Annotated in this window: 16 protein-coding genes; 5 read left to right on the forward strand and 11 right to left on the reverse strand. The window is 62.8% G+C overall.

Annotation, left to right across the window (positions count from 1 at the left end; genetic code table 11):
- Positions 1 to 6 precede the first annotated feature (6 nt).
- From ntrB to EV686_RS03670, 9 genes are all read right to left on the reverse strand, one after another.
- Complete coding sequence (gene ntrB / locus EV686_RS03630; RefSeq protein ID WP_132473552.1) at positions 7 to 849, reverse strand: nitrate ABC transporter permease; 843 nt, start codon at positions 847 to 849, stop codon at positions 7 to 9.
- 3 nt (positions 850 to 852) lie between these two features.
- A complete protein-coding gene (locus EV686_RS03635; RefSeq protein ID WP_132473696.1) occupies positions 853 to 2,214 on the reverse strand; it encodes a CmpA/NrtA family ABC transporter substrate-binding protein in 1,362 nt (453 codons plus the stop codon).
- Between the two features lie 215 nt (positions 2,215 to 2,429).
- Entirely contained in the window at positions 2,430 to 3,614 is a 1,185-nt protein-coding gene (locus tag EV686_RS03640; protein WP_132473554.1) for a M20 aminoacylase family protein, read from the reverse strand.
- 40 nt (positions 3,615 to 3,654) lie between these two features.
- Positions 3,655 to 4,758 (reverse strand): NADH:flavin oxidoreductase/NADH oxidase, encoded by a 1,104-nt coding sequence (locus EV686_RS03645; RefSeq protein WP_132473556.1) that lies wholly within the window; start codon positions 4,756 to 4,758, stop codon positions 3,655 to 3,657.
- Positions 4,759 to 4,835: 77 nt separating this feature from the next.
- Entirely contained in the window at positions 4,836 to 6,224 is a 1,389-nt protein-coding gene (locus EV686_RS03650; protein WP_132473558.1) for an MmgE/PrpD family protein, read from the reverse strand.
- A 1-nt stretch (position 6,225) separates the two neighbouring features.
- A complete protein-coding gene (locus tag EV686_RS03655) occupies positions 6,226 to 7,224 on the reverse strand; it encodes a Bug family tripartite tricarboxylate transporter substrate binding protein (protein WP_132473560.1) in 999 nt (332 codons plus the stop codon).
- A 77-nt stretch (positions 7,225 to 7,301) separates the two neighbouring features.
- On the reverse strand, positions 7,302 to 8,195 hold the full coding sequence (locus EV686_RS03660) for a polysaccharide deacetylase family protein (RefSeq protein WP_132473562.1): 894 nt from the start codon (positions 8,193 to 8,195) through the stop codon (positions 7,302 to 7,304).
- Positions 8,196 to 8,200: 5 nt separating this feature from the next.
- Positions 8,201 to 8,977, reverse strand: a complete 777-nt coding sequence (locus tag EV686_RS03665) for an SDR family NAD(P)-dependent oxidoreductase (RefSeq protein WP_132473564.1) — start codon at positions 8,975 to 8,977, stop codon at positions 8,201 to 8,203.
- Entirely contained in the window at positions 8,971 to 10,011 is a 1,041-nt protein-coding gene (locus tag EV686_RS03670) for a ketopantoate reductase family protein (protein ID WP_132473566.1), read from the reverse strand. The genes EV686_RS03665 and EV686_RS03670 overlap by 7 nt, the downstream gene beginning before the upstream one ends.
- Positions 10,012 to 10,194: 183 nt before the next feature.
- Here EV686_RS03670 and EV686_RS03675 point away from each other — a divergent pair, with 183 nt between their 5' ends.
- The 5 genes from EV686_RS03675 to EV686_RS03695 all read left to right on the forward strand — a co-directional run bounded on the left by EV686_RS03675 (position 10,195) and on the right by EV686_RS03695 (position 15,701).
- Positions 10,195 to 11,130 (forward strand): LysR family transcriptional regulator, encoded by a 936-nt coding sequence (locus tag EV686_RS03675; RefSeq protein ID WP_132473568.1) that lies wholly within the window; start codon positions 10,195 to 10,197, stop codon positions 11,128 to 11,130.
- A gap of 105 nt (positions 11,131 to 11,235) precedes the next feature.
- The gene (locus EV686_RS03680; RefSeq protein ID WP_132473570.1) at positions 11,236 to 11,955 is read left to right on the forward strand and encodes a DUF3348 domain-containing protein; all 720 of its coding nucleotides are present in this window, start codon (positions 11,236 to 11,238) and stop codon (positions 11,953 to 11,955) included.
- 56 nt (positions 11,956 to 12,011) lie between these two features.
- On the forward strand, positions 12,012 to 14,345 hold the full coding sequence (locus EV686_RS03685; RefSeq protein WP_132473572.1) for a DUF802 domain-containing protein: 2,334 nt from the start codon (positions 12,012 to 12,014) through the stop codon (positions 14,343 to 14,345).
- Positions 14,342 to 14,992, forward strand: a complete 651-nt coding sequence (locus EV686_RS03690; protein WP_132473574.1) for an OmpA family protein — start codon at positions 14,342 to 14,344, stop codon at positions 14,990 to 14,992. The genes EV686_RS03685 and EV686_RS03690 overlap by 4 nt, the downstream gene beginning before the upstream one ends.
- Positions 14,982 to 15,701 (forward strand): DUF2894 domain-containing protein, encoded by a 720-nt coding sequence (locus tag EV686_RS03695; RefSeq protein ID WP_132473576.1) that lies wholly within the window; start codon positions 14,982 to 14,984, stop codon positions 15,699 to 15,701. The genes EV686_RS03690 and EV686_RS03695 overlap by 11 nt, the downstream gene beginning before the upstream one ends.
- A gap of 104 nt (positions 15,702 to 15,805) precedes the next feature.
- Here EV686_RS03695 and EV686_RS03700 read toward each other — a convergent pair whose 3' ends face one another.
- Together EV686_RS03700 and EV686_RS03705 are read right to left on the reverse strand one after the other, a co-directional pair.
- Positions 15,806 to 17,068, reverse strand: a complete 1,263-nt coding sequence (locus EV686_RS03700; protein ID WP_132473578.1) for a type II toxin-antitoxin system HipA family toxin — start codon at positions 17,066 to 17,068, stop codon at positions 15,806 to 15,808.
- A complete protein-coding gene (locus EV686_RS03705; protein WP_132473580.1) occupies positions 17,058 to 17,390 on the reverse strand; it encodes a helix-turn-helix domain-containing protein in 333 nt (110 codons plus the stop codon). Before EV686_RS03705 ends, EV686_RS03700 begins: the two co-directional genes overlap by 11 nt.
- Positions 17,391 to 17,639 lie beyond the last annotated feature (249 nt).

Below are 17,639 nucleotides of genomic sequence, written 5' to 3' on the forward strand. Positions count from 1 at the left end.
GCGTTCTTACTCCTTGTAGGCAACGGCCCTGGCCAGCCGCGCCAGGATGGCGTCGAGCAGCATGCCGATCAGACCGATGAACAGGATGGCGCTGATGATGTTTGCGATGGACAGGTTGTTCCACTCGTTCCACACGAAGTAGCCGATGCCCGTGCCGCCCACCAGCATTTCCGCGGCGACGATCACCAGCCAGGCAATGCCGATGGAAATGCGCATGCCTGTCATGATAGTGGGCGCCGCCGCCGGCAGGATCACCTTGAACGCGGTGCGCAACTGGGAGACTTCCAGCGTGCGCGCCACGTTCAGCCAGTCGCGCCTGACATTGGCCACGCCGAAGGCGGTATTGGCCAGCATGGGCCATAGCGAGCAGATGAAAATGACGAAGATCGCGGAGATGTCGGCATCCTGTATGGTGTAGAGCGCGAGCGGCATCCACGCCAGCGGGGAGATGGGCTTGAGCACCTGGATGAACGGATCGAGCGCGCGGTAGACCAGCGGCGACATGCCGATCAGGAAGCCCAGGGGGATGGCCACGAGCGCGGCCAGTCCGAAGCCGAGCAGCACGCGGCCGATCGAGGACAGCAGTTGCGTGCCGATACCCTTGTCGTTCGTGCCCCGGTCGTAGAACGGATCGGACAGGTGATCCCACAGCTTGGCGCCTACGTCCGAGGGAGTCGGCATGGCTGATTTCGTGCCGGTGGCTGCGGCCTGGCCCACCAGTGCGGCATAGGCAGGATCGACCGTGATTTCCGCGGTTTTCTGTTGCGTCGCCAGGTGCCATATGCCGATGAAGACGCACAGGAACACCAGGGACAGCAGGGGCGCCAGCCAGGGTCTGTAGGTTCTCATGGCTCAGCTCCTGCGGATGGCGAAGCTGTCGACATACGCAGCAGGTTGCGAAGGGTCGAACGCCTTGCCCATGACAACGACGGGCTTGCTGGCGTCGGCCGGCGGCATGTCCAGCTCCCGCATCAGGCGCGCCGCGTCGGTGGCCAGGAAGACCTCGCGCGCGACGGCGGCATAGTCGACCTCGCCCTTTATCTGGCCCCAGCGCTTCATCTGCGTCAGGATCCAGATCGCGAACGAATCGTAGGGGAAGGGATCGAAATCGATGCGCCTGGCGTCCTGCTTCACATTGCCCAGGCCGTCGGCGTAGGTTCCCGTCAGCACTTGCTCGACGACGGTCAGCGGCTGGTTGAGATAGTTGGCCGGTGCGATGGCGGCGGCGATCTCCTTGCGGTTCTCCGCCTTGCGGGCATAGGCTGTGGCGTCCAGGATGGCCTTGAGCAGCGCATGATAGGTATTCGGATTCTGGTCCACAAACTCCTTGCTGGCAGCGAATGCGCAGCAAGGGTGACCGTCCCAGATCTCCCTGGACAGCAGGTGGATGAAGCCTACGCCGTCGTAGACGGCCCGTTGGTTGACGGGATCGGGCGCAAGGAAGCCGTCGATGTTGCCGGCGCGCAGGTTGGCGACCATGTCGGGCGGCGGCACCGAACGGATCTGCACGTCGGTATCCGGATCGATGCCGTGCTCCGCCAGGTAGTAGCGCAGCAGGTAGTTGTGCATGGAGTAGTCGAACGGCACGGCGAAGCGAAATCCCTTCCAGTCCTTGGGATCGCGCTTGTCCTTGTGCTGCATGGCCAGGGTGATGGCCTGGCCGTTGATGTTCTCGATGGCGGGCGCCGTCCACGGGATCGGGTTGGAGCCGGTGCCGGTGGAAATGGCCAGCGGCATGGGCGAGAGCATATGGGCGGCGTCATATTCGCGCGAGAGGGCCTTGTCGCGGATCACTGCCCAGCCGGCGGTCTTGACGACTTCCACGTCCAGTCCATGGCGAGCATAAAAGCCCAGCGGATGCGCCATGATGATGGGGGTCGCGCAGGTGATGGGGATGAAGCCGACTTTCAGTTTCGTTTTTTCCAGCGCGCCCGCGCCTTGCGCGAACGCTTCTTTCGCCATCCCGAGCGGGAACAGGCTGGCGATGGCGGACAAGGCAGTGCCGGAACCGACGGCTTGCAGAAAACGGCGGCGCATGCCGTCCTGCGGAAAGAGTGCGCGCATGACGGCGCCTTCGACGGCACGATCCTGCAGTTCACGCATTTGCGCAGTCTGTGCTCTGTCATGTTCATCCTGGCTGGCATGCCGTCCGCATGCGCAGCCATTGCGGTGTAGGGATACGTCGGGATCAAACGGATTGCGGAAGGCGGACATGATGTGGCTCCAGGAAGGTGACTGGATGCCAGTGTCCATGATGGTTGCGAAGGAGTACAAGCGTGTTGCGCCGTCATGCATCCATTCGGTGCGGTGCCGGCGTGCCATGCAAGATGATGGTGCACAGTATTGGTGCGCCGTCGGATGAGGAGGAGGGGATTGCGTGCGGGGATAGGGGCGGGCGCTTCGTCACTCCGCCCCTGGGGATCCTGGGATCAGGACACGGGCAGGCAGTGGCTCACCAGCCGTTCCCAGAAGCGGGCTCCCAGCAGAAGGTTGTCGTCGTTGAAGTCGTATTTGGGATTGTGCAGTCTGGCATCGGATTCGGCCGGGCCGTTGCCGATGCGTATCAGCGCTCCCGGGCGCTGTTGCAGCATATAGCCGAAATCCTCGCTGCCCACCTGCCGCTCTCCATGCCGTATGACGCGTTCTTCTCCGACCAGCGCAGAGGCCGCATCCAGCGCGGCCTGGGTCTGGATTTCGTCGTTGACCAGGACAGGGTAGCCTTCCCGGTAGTCGATGACGGCGCGTGTGTCGTAGCTTCTGGCTGTCGATTCCACGATATCGATGATGCGTTCTTTCAGCCGCCGGCGCACGTCCGTACTGAAAGAACGCACACTGATGCCGATGTCGGCGGTGTCCGGAATCACATTCAGGGCAAGGCCGGACTGCAGCTTGCCGACGGATACCACGGCGCACTCCTGGGGATCAATGTTGCGCGATACGACGGTCTGCAGCGCCATGACGGTTGCCGCTGCCGCCACCAGCGGATCGCGTGCCAGATGCGGCCTTGCCGCATGCCCGCCCGAACCCTTGATGGTGATGAAGACACGGTCGCCGGCGGCCATGTAGGGGCCGGGGCGCGACATGAAATGACCTTGCGCCAGGCCTGGGTGATTGTGCATGGCGAAAATGCGGTCGCAAGGGAATTGCTCGAACAGGCCGGCCTCGACCATGGCTTTGCCGCCGCTGTCGAAGCCGCGCTCTTCGGCGGGCTGGAATATCAGGTTGACGGTCCCAGAAAAATTCCGGTTGCGCGACAGGAGATGGGCCGCGCCCAACAGCATGGACGTGTGGCCGTCATGGCCGCAGGCATGCATTTTCCCGTCTTTGCAACTGGCATAGGGCAAGCCTGTTTCCTCGTGGATGGGCAGGGCATCCATGTCGGCGCGCAGGCCGATGCTGCCGACGCCATTGCCGCAGCGCATGGTGGCGACGATGCCTGTGCCGGCGATGCCTGTGGTGACGGAAAAGCCTTGCGTTCGCAGAATGCCGGCGACATAGTCGGCGGTTTCATGTTCCTGGAAGGCAAGTTCGGGATTCTGGTGCAGGTGATGGCGCACGGCGCGCAGCCGTTCGTCAAGTTCCTGCATCGTCATGGGGCTTGCTGGTATGGGCATGGGATTCCTCAGTGTCGGCGCGGCCTGGTGTCGACAGGCGCTAGCGTATGGCAATGTCCTGGTCGCCCGGCACGGCGCGCAGATACTGCGCCGGGACATGGATCTTTCCTTGCAGCTCAGCGGCAGCGCGCCAGGGCCAGTGTGGTTCGGAAAGCATGCGTCGTCCCACGGCGATCAGGTCGGCGTCTTCTTCGGCAAGGATGCGTTCGGCCTGCGCCGGTTCCGTGATGAGCCCGACCGCAATGGTGGGAACGCCGGTTTCCTTCTTCACGCTGGCCGCAAAGGCAACCTGGTAGCCGGGCGCAGCAGGGATTTTCTGGTCGGGCGAAAGGCCTCCGCTGGAAACATGGAAGAAATCGCACCCCATTGTCTTGAGCTGGCGGCAAAGCGCCAGCGTATCGCTTTCGCTCCAGCCGCCCTCGACCCAGTCCGTGGCAGAGATGCGGATGCCGACGGGAAGCGTGGCGGGCGTGTTCTCGCGCACTGCCCGGAAAACCTCCAGTGGAAAGCGCATCCGGTTCTCCAGTGTCCCGCCATAGCTGTCGGTGCGCTGATTGGCCAGCGGCGACAGGAATTGATGCAAGAGGTAGCCATGCGCCATGTGCAGTTCGATGAGTTCGATGCCGATGGAGACTGCGCGCCTGGCTGCGCTTGCAAAGTCATCCTTGACCTTGTCCATGTCCTCCCGGCTCATGGCGAAAGGAGGATTGGCGTCCGAGGATTGGAATGCAATGGCGCTGGGCGCCGGCGTTTCCCATCCGCCTGCGCCGGTCGGCAGGCGACGGCCGCCGTTGAAGGGCGCGTCATGTGATCCCTTGCGGCCCGCATGCGACAACTGGATGCCGAATGACGTCTTCCCGAAGGTCCGTGTTGCGCGAATGGTCTCGCGCAGCGCTTCGGCCTGCCCATCGTTCCATAGGCCAAGGCAGCCGGGCGTGATGCGCCCTTCCGGAGAAACGCCCGTGGCTTCGATGATGAGCAGGCCTGCGCCGTTGCTGCCCAGTTTCCCGAGATGCATTCTGTGCCAGTCGCCGGCCAGGCCCTCCGTGGCCGAATACTGGCACATGGGGGCGATGATGATGCGATTGGCCAGTGTCAGGCCGTTCAGTGTCATGGGTTGGAAAAGCCGGGATGTCGTCGTCATGTTTCCTGTCTCTCTGTCTGGTGAATCGCCTGCTGCCGGCGCAGCCCTGCGCCGTCTCGTCCCACGCGGGATGCGGTTCAGAGCAGCGCCATCAGCGTGTTGATGTCCTGTTGTTGCTCCAGCGCGCTCAATTGCCGCCACAGGCTGTCGGCCTTATCTTCGCCGAGGACGTCCTTGACGCAGGCGTCGAACTTGCGACGCAGTGTATCCTGCCCGACCGGGTTCTTCGGATGGCCCAGCGGATGCTCCATGCGCTGGTCGATTTTCCGGCCATCCTTCAGGTGTACGGTCAGGTGGATGCGATGCGGTGCTTCGCCTGCGGAGCCGGGCATGGCAAGTTCCGGGTCTGTGCGGATATCCATGAGCGGCAGCAGGGACTGTACCTCCGTATCCAGCACGGCATGGGGGGTAAAGTCCGCGGGACCAGGACCGTTGCGCTGGCGCAGTGCGATCGCCAGGCAGTATTCCAGGCTGAAACGCGCCTGGGCTGGCGTCTCCGGGCGGCTGTAGCGCAGGTTGCGGGCCGCGATTTCGGAAATGTGGACTTCTATGCGGGCGATGTCTTCGATGGCGAAGGCGTGCTGCGCCAGAACGGCCAGCAATGCGTCGATCGGTCGATGGGTGGAGTTGCAGCACGGGTACAGCTTGATGGAAACACCGTGTTCTTCCATGGCGCTTTGCTTCCCCAGTTTCTGCAGCACGCGCGCGAATCCTGGCGCTTCGCTGCCGCAGGTCAGGGCGATATAGCCCCAGGGACCTTCCAGCGGCTCTTCGATGGCATCTGTTCCCATGCTGGACAGATGTGCGGAGATAATGCCGTTCTTTGCCGCCATGCCGGCATGCATGGGCTTTGCGAAGGTGCCGAATTGACACTTTGATCCGCCTGCCATGCTGCTTGCCAGCGAGATGGCCATTTGCGTCCGTCTGACGTCCAGGCGCAGCAGGCGTGAGCATGCGGCTGCCGCGGCCATGGCGCCCAGCGTGGATGTCGCGTGCCAGCCGTTGGAGTAATGCGCCAGGTTCATGGCCTCTCCCAGCCGGGCGAGCACTTCCAGGCCTACGATATAGGCGTCCAGACAGTCCTTGCCGCTGTTCGCACGGCTCTGCGCGAGCGCGAGAATGGCCGGAACGAGCACGGCGCTGGGATGTGACATCGATGGGTCGAGAACATCATCGAAATCGAGTTGGTGTGCGGCGCAGCCATTGATCATGGCCGCCCATGGCACCGATGCCGCGAGGGATCGCCCCGCCACCGTCGCTTTTCCGTTGCCGCCATCCAGCGCGAGTACGGCCTCGGAGAAGTCCTGTTGCGCTGGCTGGGATGAGCCTGCCAGCATGACGGCGATAGTGTCGATGAAAGCAATGGAGGCAGAGCCCAGCTCTGCCTTGCTCCACTGCGCCGGTACGTTCGCGCACCATTCCGAAAGACGGAATGTCGCGCCGGATGGCTGCGGCGTGTTTTCCATATCAGAGCTTGACGTTTGCGCTATCGATGAATCCCTTCCAGCGCTGGACCTCGCTGTGCATGAACTGTTCGCATTCCTGGCGGCTCATCTCCGGCAGCAATGGCGTTCCCTGCGATTCGAAGCGTTGCGACAAGGCTGGGTCTTTGCGGCCCTCGGACAGCGCATTGTGCAGCTTGTCGAGGATGGCGTCCGGCGTGCCGGTAGGCGCCCAGAGCGCATTCCATGTCACGATCACGGCATCCTTGCCGGAAAGCTCCGACAGCGTAGGGGTGTCGGGCGCCACGGAAAGGCGTTCACCGCTGGTGACTGCGATGGCGCGCAAACGTCCGGCCTTGACCAGCGGGCCGACGACGGACCAGGCATCGACGGCATAGGTCAAGACGCCGCTGATGACATCGGACATGACCTGTTGCGAGCCGGAGCGGTAAGGGACATGCAGAAGCTCGCTCTGGCCCAGCAGGTCAGCGATGACTTTGCATGCGATATGGCTGGACGTGCCTGCGCCATTCGAGCCGTAGCTGTGCTTCTGGGGATTTTCGTTGATGCTGCGCTTGAGATCCTCGTAGTTCTTGATGTCGCTCTGGCCTGAGACGACAAGAACGACAGGCACGCTGATGGTCACGCCGACGGTAGTGAAGTCCTTGATGGGCTCGTAGGTGAGCGAGGGGTAGATGAACGGGTTGATGGCGTAGGTCGTGGCGGTGCTGTACAGCAGGTTGTAGCCGTCGGCGGTGGCGCGTGCAACGGCGCTGGCGCCGATGTTGCCGCCGGCCCCCGGGCGGTTCTCGATCACGACCGACTGTCCAAGCTGTCCACCGATGATCTCGGCCCAGATCCGGCCTGCGATGTCGGTATTGCTGCCGGGAGAGAAGGGCACGGTCATCTTGATCGTGGTGTCGGGATAGTTGCCGCCCGATTTGGCGAAGGCCTGCAACGAAGGCAGGCTGGCCAGGGAAGCGCCGGCAATGCCGCCCAGGAATTTTCTACGGCTCAACTGCATCTCAATATTCTCCTGAAGGATAATCAAATGTGGCAGTTCCAGGATAAGAACAACTATCCTTTCATGCCCCACGGGGGTCAGACTGTGGTCGGGAATTGCCCCTTTTCGGTCGTGACGGAAAAACGCCCTTTGTTGACGGAGCCTTCGTGGTAGCGGGCAAGCTCCGCGCTGGTTGCGAGCCAGACATCGTCATGCTGGCGGATATGGTCGAGCAGGCGGTCCAGCAGGCGGATACGCGGCGGCCTTCCGGATACCCAGTCGTGCACGGTAATGATCATCAGGCCGCCGGCTTCGCGCGTGCCTTCGAACTCTTCCTGCCAGGTTTCGAGCACGGCAATGGGGTTGGCGGGATGCAGCTTGTCGCGACGGTTCTCCGTATAGGCGAAGTACAGGATGTCATCGAGGGTCCATTGCGTCGGAATCTCCGTCAAGCCATCGATTTCGTAGGGATGATCGAATCCCATGAGCGTACTGTCATAGGAAACGCCCATGCGCTTGAGCAGGGCCAGGCTCTGCGGCGTATGCTCGAATGACGGCGAACGGTAGCCAAGGTTGCGCAGTCCGGTCTGGCGCTCGAAGATTTCCATGGTCTGCGAGAGGAAGGCCTCGCTGGTCTCGGGGGCGAGCGCGTCCAGGCGTTCGTGCAGATAACCGTGGTAGGCGACCTCGTGCCCCTGTTCGAGCAGGCGCGGCAGCAGGTCGGGATACGTCTGGGCGACGATGCCGGGCACGTAGAAGCTGCCCTTGATCGCATGTTTTTCCAGCAGGCCCATGATGCGGGACATGCCTTGCCGCGGGCCATAGCGGCGTTGCTCGATTTCGCTGACGCCGTTTTTCGGCTCCATGCGGTTGCGCCACAGATAGGGCGATTCGGCATCGACGTCGACGGAAAAAATGACGGCGCAGCGCTTGCCGTCAGGCCATTCATAGGAGGGGAATTGGGTCCGGGTGTCCGGATTCATCGTAAGCATTGCGGTCAACCTTGATTTGCGATGAGTTCCAGGCGGCGGTTGATGCTGCCGCCGCCATCGACGGAAATGACCTGGCCAGTGACGAAGCTCGCGTGCTGGCTGGCCAGGAAAAGAATGCTGTCGGAAAGCTCGCCCGGCGCAAGCGTGCGCCCCAGCGGAATCCTCTGGGATATGGTTTGCAGATGGTCTGCCGGCAGTTGTCCCTTGTCGGCGTCCTGGGCGATGCCGGGGCGCACTGCGTTCACGCGGATGCCATGGCGCCCGAGGCGGATGGCGAACATGCGCGTCAGTTGTTCCAGCGCTGCCTTGGATGCGCCGTAGACCGATCCATTGGTGCGGGCGACCTCGGACGAGGCCGAGGAAACGTTGACAATGCTGCCCTGCTTGCCTGCGTCAATCCAGCGCTTGCCGAAAGCCTGCATGAATGACAGGGGCGCCATCGTATTGATGTCGAAGATGCGCGCGCATTGCCCGGGCTCTGACGTCAGCAGATCGTGGAACGGATAGATGCCTGCGTTGTTGACGACAACGTCGGGCAGAGCGGCATCTGACAGCGACTCGACCCAGCGATGGATGGCTGCGCTGTCCGACAGATCCATGACGTGGAAGGAGACGGCGGCGCTTTCAGGCAGCAAAGCCTTGAGCCTGTCCGTCATGGCGACGCAGTCAGTCAGCATGAGCGTAGCGCCGGCGTGTGCGAACGCCTGGGAAATTTCCATGCCCAGCAGTCCGGTGGCGCCGGTGACGAAAACGCGTTTTCCCGCGAAGGATGTGTTCAGCATGCAAGGGCTCCCAGCAGTTCAAGCGCGTTGTCGGGACTGGCTGCGCGTTTTCCGTTTTCTATTTCCCGGATCAGGCCGACCAGTTGCTGGACGATGGGGGCCTGCAGGCCCAAGCGCTGCGCATGCAGGACGACATCGGTGATTTGCGGATCGACCTCTGTCGGACGATGGCGCACGTGCAGGTCGCGCCAGATGCCGCTGCGCGGCTTGGCGACCCAGGCCGTGCGGCAGTGGTGGGCGATGCCGTCCAGCGCGTGGCGGACTTGCGCGGGATTGGCGGTTGCCGTCAGGCAGGCTGGCTCGAAGCCATCGAACGGCTCCGGTTGAACGCCTGCAGCATCGGCGACGCGCAGGACCTCGGCGGCAAGAGCGTGCCACAAGGGTTCGAGTGCAGGGTTTTCAAACTGCTCCGCCATGGTTTCATTGCTCATGGCAGTGACGAACAGCATGGCGCCCAGGCAGACTTTGCTCCACTTGTAGCCTTGCAGGTTGTCTGTGAGGCGTACGTCCTGGAATGCGGTGGACAGCAATGCGGTTGCATCCATGGCATGGCGGGAGGCATCGGGCGCGAATGCGCCGATCAGCATGCTGCCTTTGCCGCCGTACTGGATGCGGCCCGGTTCCAGATAATCCGCGGCAAAATTGACGTGTGCGCCGACTGTGCGGCTCGCGCCCGCGAGAGCGGCGACACGGTGTTCGGTCAGTCCGTTCTGCATGGAAAGCACCCAGCCGTCCTCGCGCAGGTGAGGCGTCAGCATTTGCGTTGCCGCCGTGGTGTGCTGCCCCTTCACGCACAGGATGATGCGTGCATATTGTCCGCTCAGCTCTTGAGGCGTGCAGGCGCTGATCGCCGTGGCGCGGGAGGATCCGTCGGGCGCCACCAGTTCCAGGCCTGACTCGCGTATGCGCGCCACATGCGCCTCGACGATATCGACCAGCGTTACCTGCTGACCTGCGCGGGCCAGCTCGCATGCAATGACGCCGCCGATGGCGCCGCCTCCCCAGATGATCGTTTCACGGACCGATGTGTTCATTGTGCAGTCATTCCTTGCAAAACAGCGGTTGGCTTGCGCCTGTTGTTTTCTATGATGGAATTCCTGTATATATATGTCAATTTCGAAAATAGGTTAAACACTTGCATAAAATGCAAGCAATAGAGAACCATTGCGGTGCACGAAAATTGCGCCGGAACAGGGCGTTTGCTGAAGGGGAAAAAGATGAATATCCGCGGGCTCGAGGCCTTGCACGCACTGGTGCAGGGCGGAGGTATCGCAGCGGCGGCCAAGCAGGTGCACCGCACGCAGCCGCAGGTCAGCCGCATACTGGCGCAATTGGAGGATGATGTCGGATTTCCTCTGCTGCGCAAGGAAGGCAGGCGCCTGATCCTGACCCAGGATGGGTCGGAATTCTATCGGCGCATGATGGGGCTGCTGGAGCATAAGGACGCCTTGCAGGTGTTTTCGGAGAATATCCGCCTGAAGCGGGCGCACCGCTTGCACATCATGGCAGCCAATCACATGGTGGAGGCGTTCCTTCTGGATGCGATCATTCGCGCGCATGCGCAGCGCCCGGAACTGTCGGTCAGCATCAATGCGCGCATGCCGCTGATGCCTCAGTCCACATTGGGTGGAGAAGCCTTCGACGTGGTGCTTGCCCAGTTGCCGATCGATCACCCCTCGCTGGACACGGTGGAGCTGCTGACGCTGGACATGGTGGCCATCGCGCCGGCGGATCACCGCTTCGCCGGAATGGATGCTGTCGAAGCCGCCGATTTCGAGTCGGAACCCTATGTGTCCCTGCCGCCGCGCAGCCTGCTGCGGGGCCGCTCGGACCAGGCGCTCAATATTCTTCGCAACCGGCCCTACTACAAGTTCGAAGCTTCGTTCGCTTCCATGACCTGCCATCTGGTGGCGGGCGGTTGCGGCGTAGCGGTGGCGGACCCCCTGGCTGCGCTGGCGCACCGTCATCGCGGACTTGTCATTCGCCGCTTCCTGCCGCGCATCCCGCTGAACTACGGACTGGCCTTTCCGGTCACCCAGGACCGCAGTGAAACCAGCCTGTTTTTCGAGGGCGTGATCAGGCAGGTGCTGAAGGAAAAACTGGCGGCATTGAACGAGGCGCTGCGCATGCAGCAGGCGCCGCGGGAAGTGTAGTCGTCCGCAGCGGACGGCATTGGTGCATTTGGTTGCATCGCACGGGGCGGTAGGACGGCTGCAGAGTGTAAACTTCAGGGTTTTTGTACGCTGGGATAAGGAGAGATGCCGGGACATACTGGCTTGGGTGGACCGCCCCTGGTGCGCCTTCTTGCGCGTCTGGCGAATGCCGAGGTTCGCGAGTCTGAGCAGTCATTGCCGGACAGACTGAGCCAATGGCTGGGCTGGGCCGACGCTATCGCGCTTGCCGCCGCGCTGAAGGGCGGCAAGCGCGCCGTCGCGCCCGCGCCTGTGGACGGGAGCGTGTCGTGCACCGAAGTGCGTGCCGAACTGACGCAAGCGATACTGGACGACGAACTGCTGGCAGTAAGGCCGCCGCCCAAGGGCAGGATGCTGGCGCGGCGTGCGGTCGCGCGCAACGACGATCCTGATTATGTGCTGTACCGGCAGTGCTACCTGGCGCTGCAGCAGCGTATGGAAACGGCCATCGGCGCTTTGCGTGCGAACCTGCGGGCCAGGCTTGCCGCCGGATCGCCGGAAATGGCGAAGCTGGCGTCGGTGGATGCGGTCATGGAGCAGGCGCTGGCAGAGAAGGAGTACATCCTTTTGCTGCCGATTCCCTCCCGGCTGGAAGCGCATTTCAAGCAGTTGCGCGAGAACGCGCAGGCGGGCGAGGCGTCCAGGGAGGATGCGCCTCGGACGGCGACTCAGCAAGCCCGTGCATGGCTGGATAGTTTCCGCAAGGACATGCAGCGCGTGCTCTTGGCTGAACTGGATATCCGCATGCAGCCTGCGGAGGGACTGCAGGCTGCGCTGCGGGAATGAAATCACAGGGGTGGTCATGACATCGGCCGCCTGGAAAATTTTGAACAGAACATGAGATGAACAGATTTATTCATATTGTCGTTTTCCTGGCCGGGCTTGCCGCCATTGGCTGGATAGGCGCGGGATATGTCGGCAGCAATCCGCTGGCGCTTTCCATGACGCTGCTGATCGGCGCGTTTTACCTGCTGGGGGCGTGGGAGCTGTATCGCTACCATCAGGACACCATTGCGATGCGGCGCCTGCTGGACGGTCAGACTGAAACGCCGGAGAGCCTGGGAGATTGGCTCGGCCAGGTTCCCGTCTCCTTGCGCCAGGCGGTCCGGCTGCGGATCGAGGGCGAGCGGGCCGGATTGCCCGGGCCGGCCCTGACGCCTTATCTGGCTGGATTGCTGGTGCTGCTCGGCATGCTGGGGACGTTCCTGGGCATGGTCGTCACGCTGCGGGGCACGGGTGTCGCGCTGGAACATGCGACCGATCTGCAGGCCATCAGGGCATCGCTGGCCGCGCCGGTCCAGGGCCTGGGCTTCGCATTCGGCACGTCCATCGCCGGCGTGGCGGCATCCGCCATGCTGGGCCTGCTCTCGGCCCTGTGCAGGCGCGAACGGCAATTGGCCTCGCAAGGCCTGGACGCGGCCGCCGCCACGGTGCTGCGCCCTTATTCGCAGGCATGGCAGCGCGAAGAAGCCTTCCGGCTGCTTCAGCAGCAGGCCTCCATGATGCCTGCGCTGGTGGATCGCCTTCAGGATGTGGCGCAGTCCCTGGATCGTCATGGGCAGGAAACCGGCCAGCGGCTGGTTGACAGCCAGCAGACATTCCATGCCAGGACGGAAGCCGCTTATGCGCAGTTGACCGCCTCCGTGGAACAGTCCCTGCGTACGGGCCTGGAAGATAGCGCCAAGGCGGCCGGAGCCGCTATTGCGCCGGCGGTCGAGGCCTTGCAGGGGCAGACTGCGGCAATGCCGGCGCTCACGGATCGGCTGGCGGAAATGATGGCGGCGCTGGAGCGCCAGGGCCAGGAATACCGGCAGCAATTACAGTCCGGACAGGATGATTTCCACGCAAGGACGGAGGCGCTGCAAACGCGTCTGGCGGAATCGCTGGAGCGTCAGCTCAAGGCCGGCGCAGCGGAAAGCGCCCAGGCGGCGGGCGAGGCCATCCAGCCTGCGGTCGAAGCAGCCATGGCGGCCCTGGCCCGCGAAACCAGCGCCTGGCAGGATGCCTTGTCGGCCGCGGTGCGCCAGCAGCTGGCGGACGTTGCGGGCAAGCTGGATTCTTCCGCCGATGCCGTATCCGGCATCTGGAACCGGGCTCTGGAAGAGCACAGGGCGGCAAGCCAGGAGAGCGTGCAGGCCCTGCAGGCGTCGCAGGCGCAATTTGCGCAGGCGGCGGGACAGCAGGTGTCCGAGCTGCTGGCCTCGGTCTCGCAGCGTCTGGACAATGTCAGCGCGACGGTATCCCAGGCCTGGGACAGCGCCCTGTCCAGCCATGCGAGCACCAGCCAGGCGCTGGCCGAGGATAATCGCAAGGCGCTGGCGCAGGCGGCCGAGGCATTCGAGCAGCATGCCATGAAGCTCGTCGATACCGTCGGACAGGCAAATGCGGAGTTGCGCGAGGCATTGCAGTCCGGCGACGAAGCGCGGCTGGCGGCATGGAGCGAGCAGACGGGAAGCATCACGGCCTCGCTGCAGGCGCAGTGGGAGCAGGCTGCGGCGGCATCGGAGGCGCGCCAGCAGCAGATATGCGCCACGCTGGAGCAGGTCGCCACGGATATATCCACGCATGCGGCGGAGCAGTCGCAGCAGACCATGGCCGAGATCCGGCAACTGGTGCAGGCTGCGGCGGAAGCGCCCAAGGCCGCGGCGGACGTCATCGGGCAATTGCGCGCCCAGATATCCGACGGGATGGCGCGGGACAATGCCATGCTGGAAGAGCGCAGCCGCATGCTGGAAACACTCGAGACGCTGCTGGATTCGGTCAACCACGCATCCACGCAGCAGCGCTCGGCCATCGATGCGCTGGTGACGACCTCATCGGAGCTGCTCGAGCGCGTCGGAACGCAGTTCGCGCAGAAAGTGGACGAAGAAGCCGGCAAGCTGGTGCACGTGGCGTCGCAGGTGACGGGCAGCGCGGTGGAAGTCGCCAGCCTCGGCGAAGCGCTGGGTACCGCGGTGCAGCGCTTCAGCGATTCCAACGAAGCCCTGGGAGCGAGCCTGCAGCGTATCGAAGCGGCGCTGGAGAAGGCCGGGACGCGCAGCGACGAGCAACTGGCCTATTACGTTGCCCAGGCGCGCGAGGTCGTCGACCTCACGCTGATGTCGCAGAAGCAGATCCTGGATGAACTGCAGCGCGTCGCGTCCGGCAGCGAAGAGACAGAGGCCGCGCAGTCATGAGCACGGATCAGGATACCGGCCTCGAGCCCATGTCTACGCCATGGGCCGTATTCGGAGACCTGATGTCGGTCCTGTTGGGGGCGTTCGTGCTGGTCCTGATGGGCGTCATCGGCATGCAGCTCGAGCTTTCCTCCATGCTGGAGGACGAGGTCGAGCAGCACCAGCAGGAAACGCAGCGCAGGCAGGAACTGGAACAGGCCCTGGCGGGGCCGCTAGCGGCCGGCAGGGTCACGCTGGTCAATGGTCGCATCGGCATCAGCGGCAGCGTGCTGTTCGCCTTGAACTCCGACGAGCTGCAGCCCGAAGGCCTGGATGTGCTGCAAAGCCTGGTCGAACCCCTGACGGCATACCTGCGGACTCACGATGAGATCCTGATGGTCAGCGGCTTTACCGATGATCGTCCCATCTGGGAAGGCAATCTGAAGTTCGAGGACAATTGGGATCTGTCGGCCAAGCGCGCCCTGACAGTGACGCGCACGCTCATCCAGGCGGGCATACCTTCGTCTTCCGTGTTTGCCGCGGCATTCGGCTCGGAGCAGCCGGTGGCGTCGAATGAGGACGAGGCCGGCCGCGCGCGCAACCGGCGCGTGGAAATTACCACGGTCCCGCGTCCTTCGGCGGAAACGGAAGGCACGGATGGAGCTTGAGGCGCAATCGGCGTTCGTGAGGCTGCAGGCTTTGGCCGAGCGGGATGCCGGCCGTGCGGATCCTGTGCGTTTCCGTTTTCTGCAGGCGATGGCCCGCAGGGCGGAAGGCTATGACGGCGAGGCTCGCCGGGTGCTGGATGCGAAGATGGGCGCTTTGCTGGACGCCTACGAGCAGGTGCTGCAGGAGCGCGGGACAGGACAGGCTGGCGAGTCCCGATCACATCCGGAGCCGTGCACGCCGCAGGAGACATCCCGCGATGCATCGCGGGATCCGGAGATGCCTTCCGCGTCTGATGCCAATGTGTCTGGACAGGGACCGCTGGCCATGCTGCTGGCTTTCCTGTCAGAGCGGCATGCGGGGCGGGAAGATGCCAGAATCGCCGCAGGCCTGGCGCCGCGAGCGGATTATCCCGAGCTCGGCATGCTGGACGCCGCCCAGGCGACCTGGCTGCGGCTTAGCACGGACCGGCAGTTGCGGGATTCGGAAAAGCGCATTCCCGACAACGCCGGGCCGCTGAATTCCAGCCAACTGGTGCATCGCGCCCTGATGTTGATGAAAGAAATGTCGCCCGAATACTTGAGGCAATTCCTTTCCTATGTGAATGCGCTGGCCTGGATGGAGCAGATGACGGACGGCAATGCCGCATCGCCGGAGGCCGCGCCGCGCGCGGGCACCCAGAAGAAGCCAGGTCGCGGCCGCAAGCGCTGAAGATGGGATTTCGGCTTGCTTTGGCACCAGGCTTGCGTTCTCCCTGTTGAAATTTCAGGCCTGTCGACAAGGCTGAAGCGTAACCGGTGTGACGTTCGACTGCATCAGTAGCCTGGCCTCTGCTCCAGGAAAAAACACTCCGGCAAGATAGCCGGTGCAATATATTCAATGTCTTTTGCAGATACGCCACAAGCGATAAAACTGTTCCGCCACTGCAGAACGATTTCGATGATCCGGTCAATCTCATGACGAGCTTCTTCTGTGGACAGACCGAATCGCGCAGCCTGGGACAAGAGGTTGTAGATGCTGGCGGTGCGCCCGTAGCTACCCACGGTCAACGCGAGATCGCGTCGTTCGAGGCTGAGCATGGGGGCAGGGACCAGATCGTAGGCAGGTGAAAGCCGCCAGCCTTTCTGCCGGCGCAGCAAGGCATGATTGCGCGGGTGATCGTCGTTATTGGTTACCGCTGCATTGAAGACCATCCGACGGAACAACTCGGCGCAATCCGCCTCGGGTTTGTCGGACCATCTCCGCAAGTTGTCCGCCAGCAGAGGATAAGACCAATGGCCTCTGTCCAAATGGCTGTCACCGCAGTCGAGTACGGTCAGGCCGCTGACCAGACCATATCGCAGGTATCCACCCTCTGTGTATTCCCGGTCGAAACGCTGCAGCATCAATACATCGCTGTTGCCAACGGATTGCAGCCGAGCCTGGGTGACGTTCAGGCCGCAGCGTCGTGCCAGATCGAGTGTCGCAAACTCCACGCGCTGGAGATTGAAACGGTCGTCCTTGGCCGGGAACTTGCCAAGCCACAGGCAGTGGCCGTCTTCGATTGTCGCCTTTGGACGCGCGCCACCCATGCTGGTTCCAGGGTCGAGCCGTTCCAGCAGATGCGTGGCTACGCGCTTGCCTTCCTCGATGGCCTGCGAGGCGGCAATCAGCTCGTGCAGTTGATGCGTCCGGTTATAGTTGCGTTTGGGGGCGGGCGGTTCAACCTTCAGGCCAAAGCTCAGGTGCCCGGCTCCGTCTTGCGGGCCATGAAGCAGATAGTCGATTTCCTGAAGATCCGACGGACTTCGCTCCAGTTTGTGCTCGATTACTCTACGGCCCCAGGCATCCGGCGCGGCGTCGCGAACTGAGCCCGGGATACCTTTGAGTTGCGTGAACTCGAAGACCTGCCTGGCCAGCGGCAGCCGGAACGGATCGAGCGCTACCGCTTCAGGTCTCGCCAGATAACGATCGCCGTATCGGAAGCGTCCGATCTGAGTGCCGTCCGGCAAGGTCTGCACGCGCAGCAACGCCGCTGGAACCGTCTCCAGCAAGCCGGGCAACTGAATGTAAATGTAGGCTTCTCGTTCAGAAGTCATAGTCTTCAGCAGTCTTGCGCGGCTTGCTGGCTCGCATTGGGCGTCGCGCGGCTTCCAGTGATTTGCCGTGCAGATCGGAATCAGGATCGGCTATGCTATTCAGCGTCTGTTCCAATCCCAGCGCCCACAGAACGGTGAAGCACACTCCGACCGCCGTGCCTGGTCGGCCAAGTTCCAGCGCGGTCAGTGTGTTGCGATTGATGCCCGCCTTGCTCGCCAGATCGGCCACGGACCAGCCGCGCCGGATGCGTGCGATCCGAATTCGCTGGCCGAGTTGCGCTACCTGCTCAACGACTTGGGTGGGGGTGTCAAATTTGCCCATTTAAATAGTTATTTAAATATTTAATGCCTAATATATTAGGCTAATAAGTTGGGCTTTACAAATGGTTTTGACGGCATGTCAAAGTGCGTCTCATCCGCCTTGCGGCCAGGTCTGTGCTCGACATGCTAAAACGCAGGCATGTCGATAGATTCACTGAATCGCCCCGGGTTTTGCGGAGGCTCCAACCTTTGAGAGAATGGAGCCACTATGAGCAAGCAGAACAAGTTTTCCCCCGAAGTCCGTGAACGC

Source organism: Paracandidimonas soli (genome assembly GCF_004342005.1).
GTDB classification, from domain to species: Bacteria; Pseudomonadota; Gammaproteobacteria; order Burkholderiales; family Burkholderiaceae_B; genus Paracandidimonas; species Paracandidimonas soli.

Excerpts from the sequence above, each read along its gene's own strand:
- ntrB (WP_132473552.1), bottom strand. The coding sequence starts at position 849 with ATGAGAACCTACAGACCCTGGCTGGCGCCCCTGCTGTCCCTGGTGTTC.
- EV686_RS03635 (WP_132473696.1), bottom strand. The coding sequence starts at position 2,214 with ATGTCCGCCTTCCGCAATCCGTTTGATCCCGACGTATCCCTACACCGC.
- EV686_RS03640 (WP_132473554.1), bottom strand. The coding sequence starts at position 3,614 with ATGCCCATACCAGCAAGCCCCATGACGATGCAGGAACTTGACGAACGG.
- EV686_RS03645 (WP_132473556.1), bottom strand. The coding sequence starts at position 4,758 with ATGACGACGACATCCCGGCTTTTCCAACCCATGACACTGAACGGCCTG.
- EV686_RS03650 (WP_132473558.1), bottom strand. The coding sequence starts at position 6,224 with ATGGAAAACACGCCGCAGCCATCCGGCGCGACATTCCGTCTTTCGGAA.
- EV686_RS03655 (WP_132473560.1), bottom strand. The coding sequence starts at position 7,224 with ATGCAGTTGAGCCGTAGAAAATTCCTGGGCGGCATTGCCGGCGCTTCC.
- EV686_RS03660 (WP_132473562.1), bottom strand. The coding sequence starts at position 8,195 with ATGCTTACGATGAATCCGGACACCCGGACCCAATTCCCCTCCTATGAA.
- EV686_RS03665 (WP_132473564.1), bottom strand. The coding sequence starts at position 8,977 with ATGCTGAACACATCCTTCGCGGGAAAACGCGTTTTCGTCACCGGCGCC.
- EV686_RS03670 (WP_132473566.1), bottom strand. The coding sequence starts at position 10,011 with ATGAACACATCGGTCCGTGAAACGATCATCTGGGGAGGCGGCGCCATC.
- EV686_RS03675 (WP_132473568.1), top strand. The coding sequence starts at position 10,195 with ATGAATATCCGCGGGCTCGAGGCCTTGCACGCACTGGTGCAGGGCGGA.
- EV686_RS03680 (WP_132473570.1), top strand. The coding sequence starts at position 11,236 with ATGCCGGGACATACTGGCTTGGGTGGACCGCCCCTGGTGCGCCTTCTT.
- EV686_RS03685 (WP_132473572.1), top strand. The coding sequence starts at position 12,012 with ATGAACAGATTTATTCATATTGTCGTTTTCCTGGCCGGGCTTGCCGCC.
- EV686_RS03690 (WP_132473574.1), top strand. The coding sequence starts at position 14,342 with ATGAGCACGGATCAGGATACCGGCCTCGAGCCCATGTCTACGCCATGG.
- EV686_RS03695 (WP_132473576.1), top strand. The coding sequence starts at position 14,982 with ATGGAGCTTGAGGCGCAATCGGCGTTCGTGAGGCTGCAGGCTTTGGCC.
- EV686_RS03700 (WP_132473578.1), bottom strand. The coding sequence starts at position 17,068 with ATGACTTCTGAACGAGAAGCCTACATTTACATTCAGTTGCCCGGCTTG.
- EV686_RS03705 (WP_132473580.1), bottom strand. The coding sequence starts at position 17,390 with ATGGGCAAATTTGACACCCCCACCCAAGTCGTTGAGCAGGTAGCGCAA.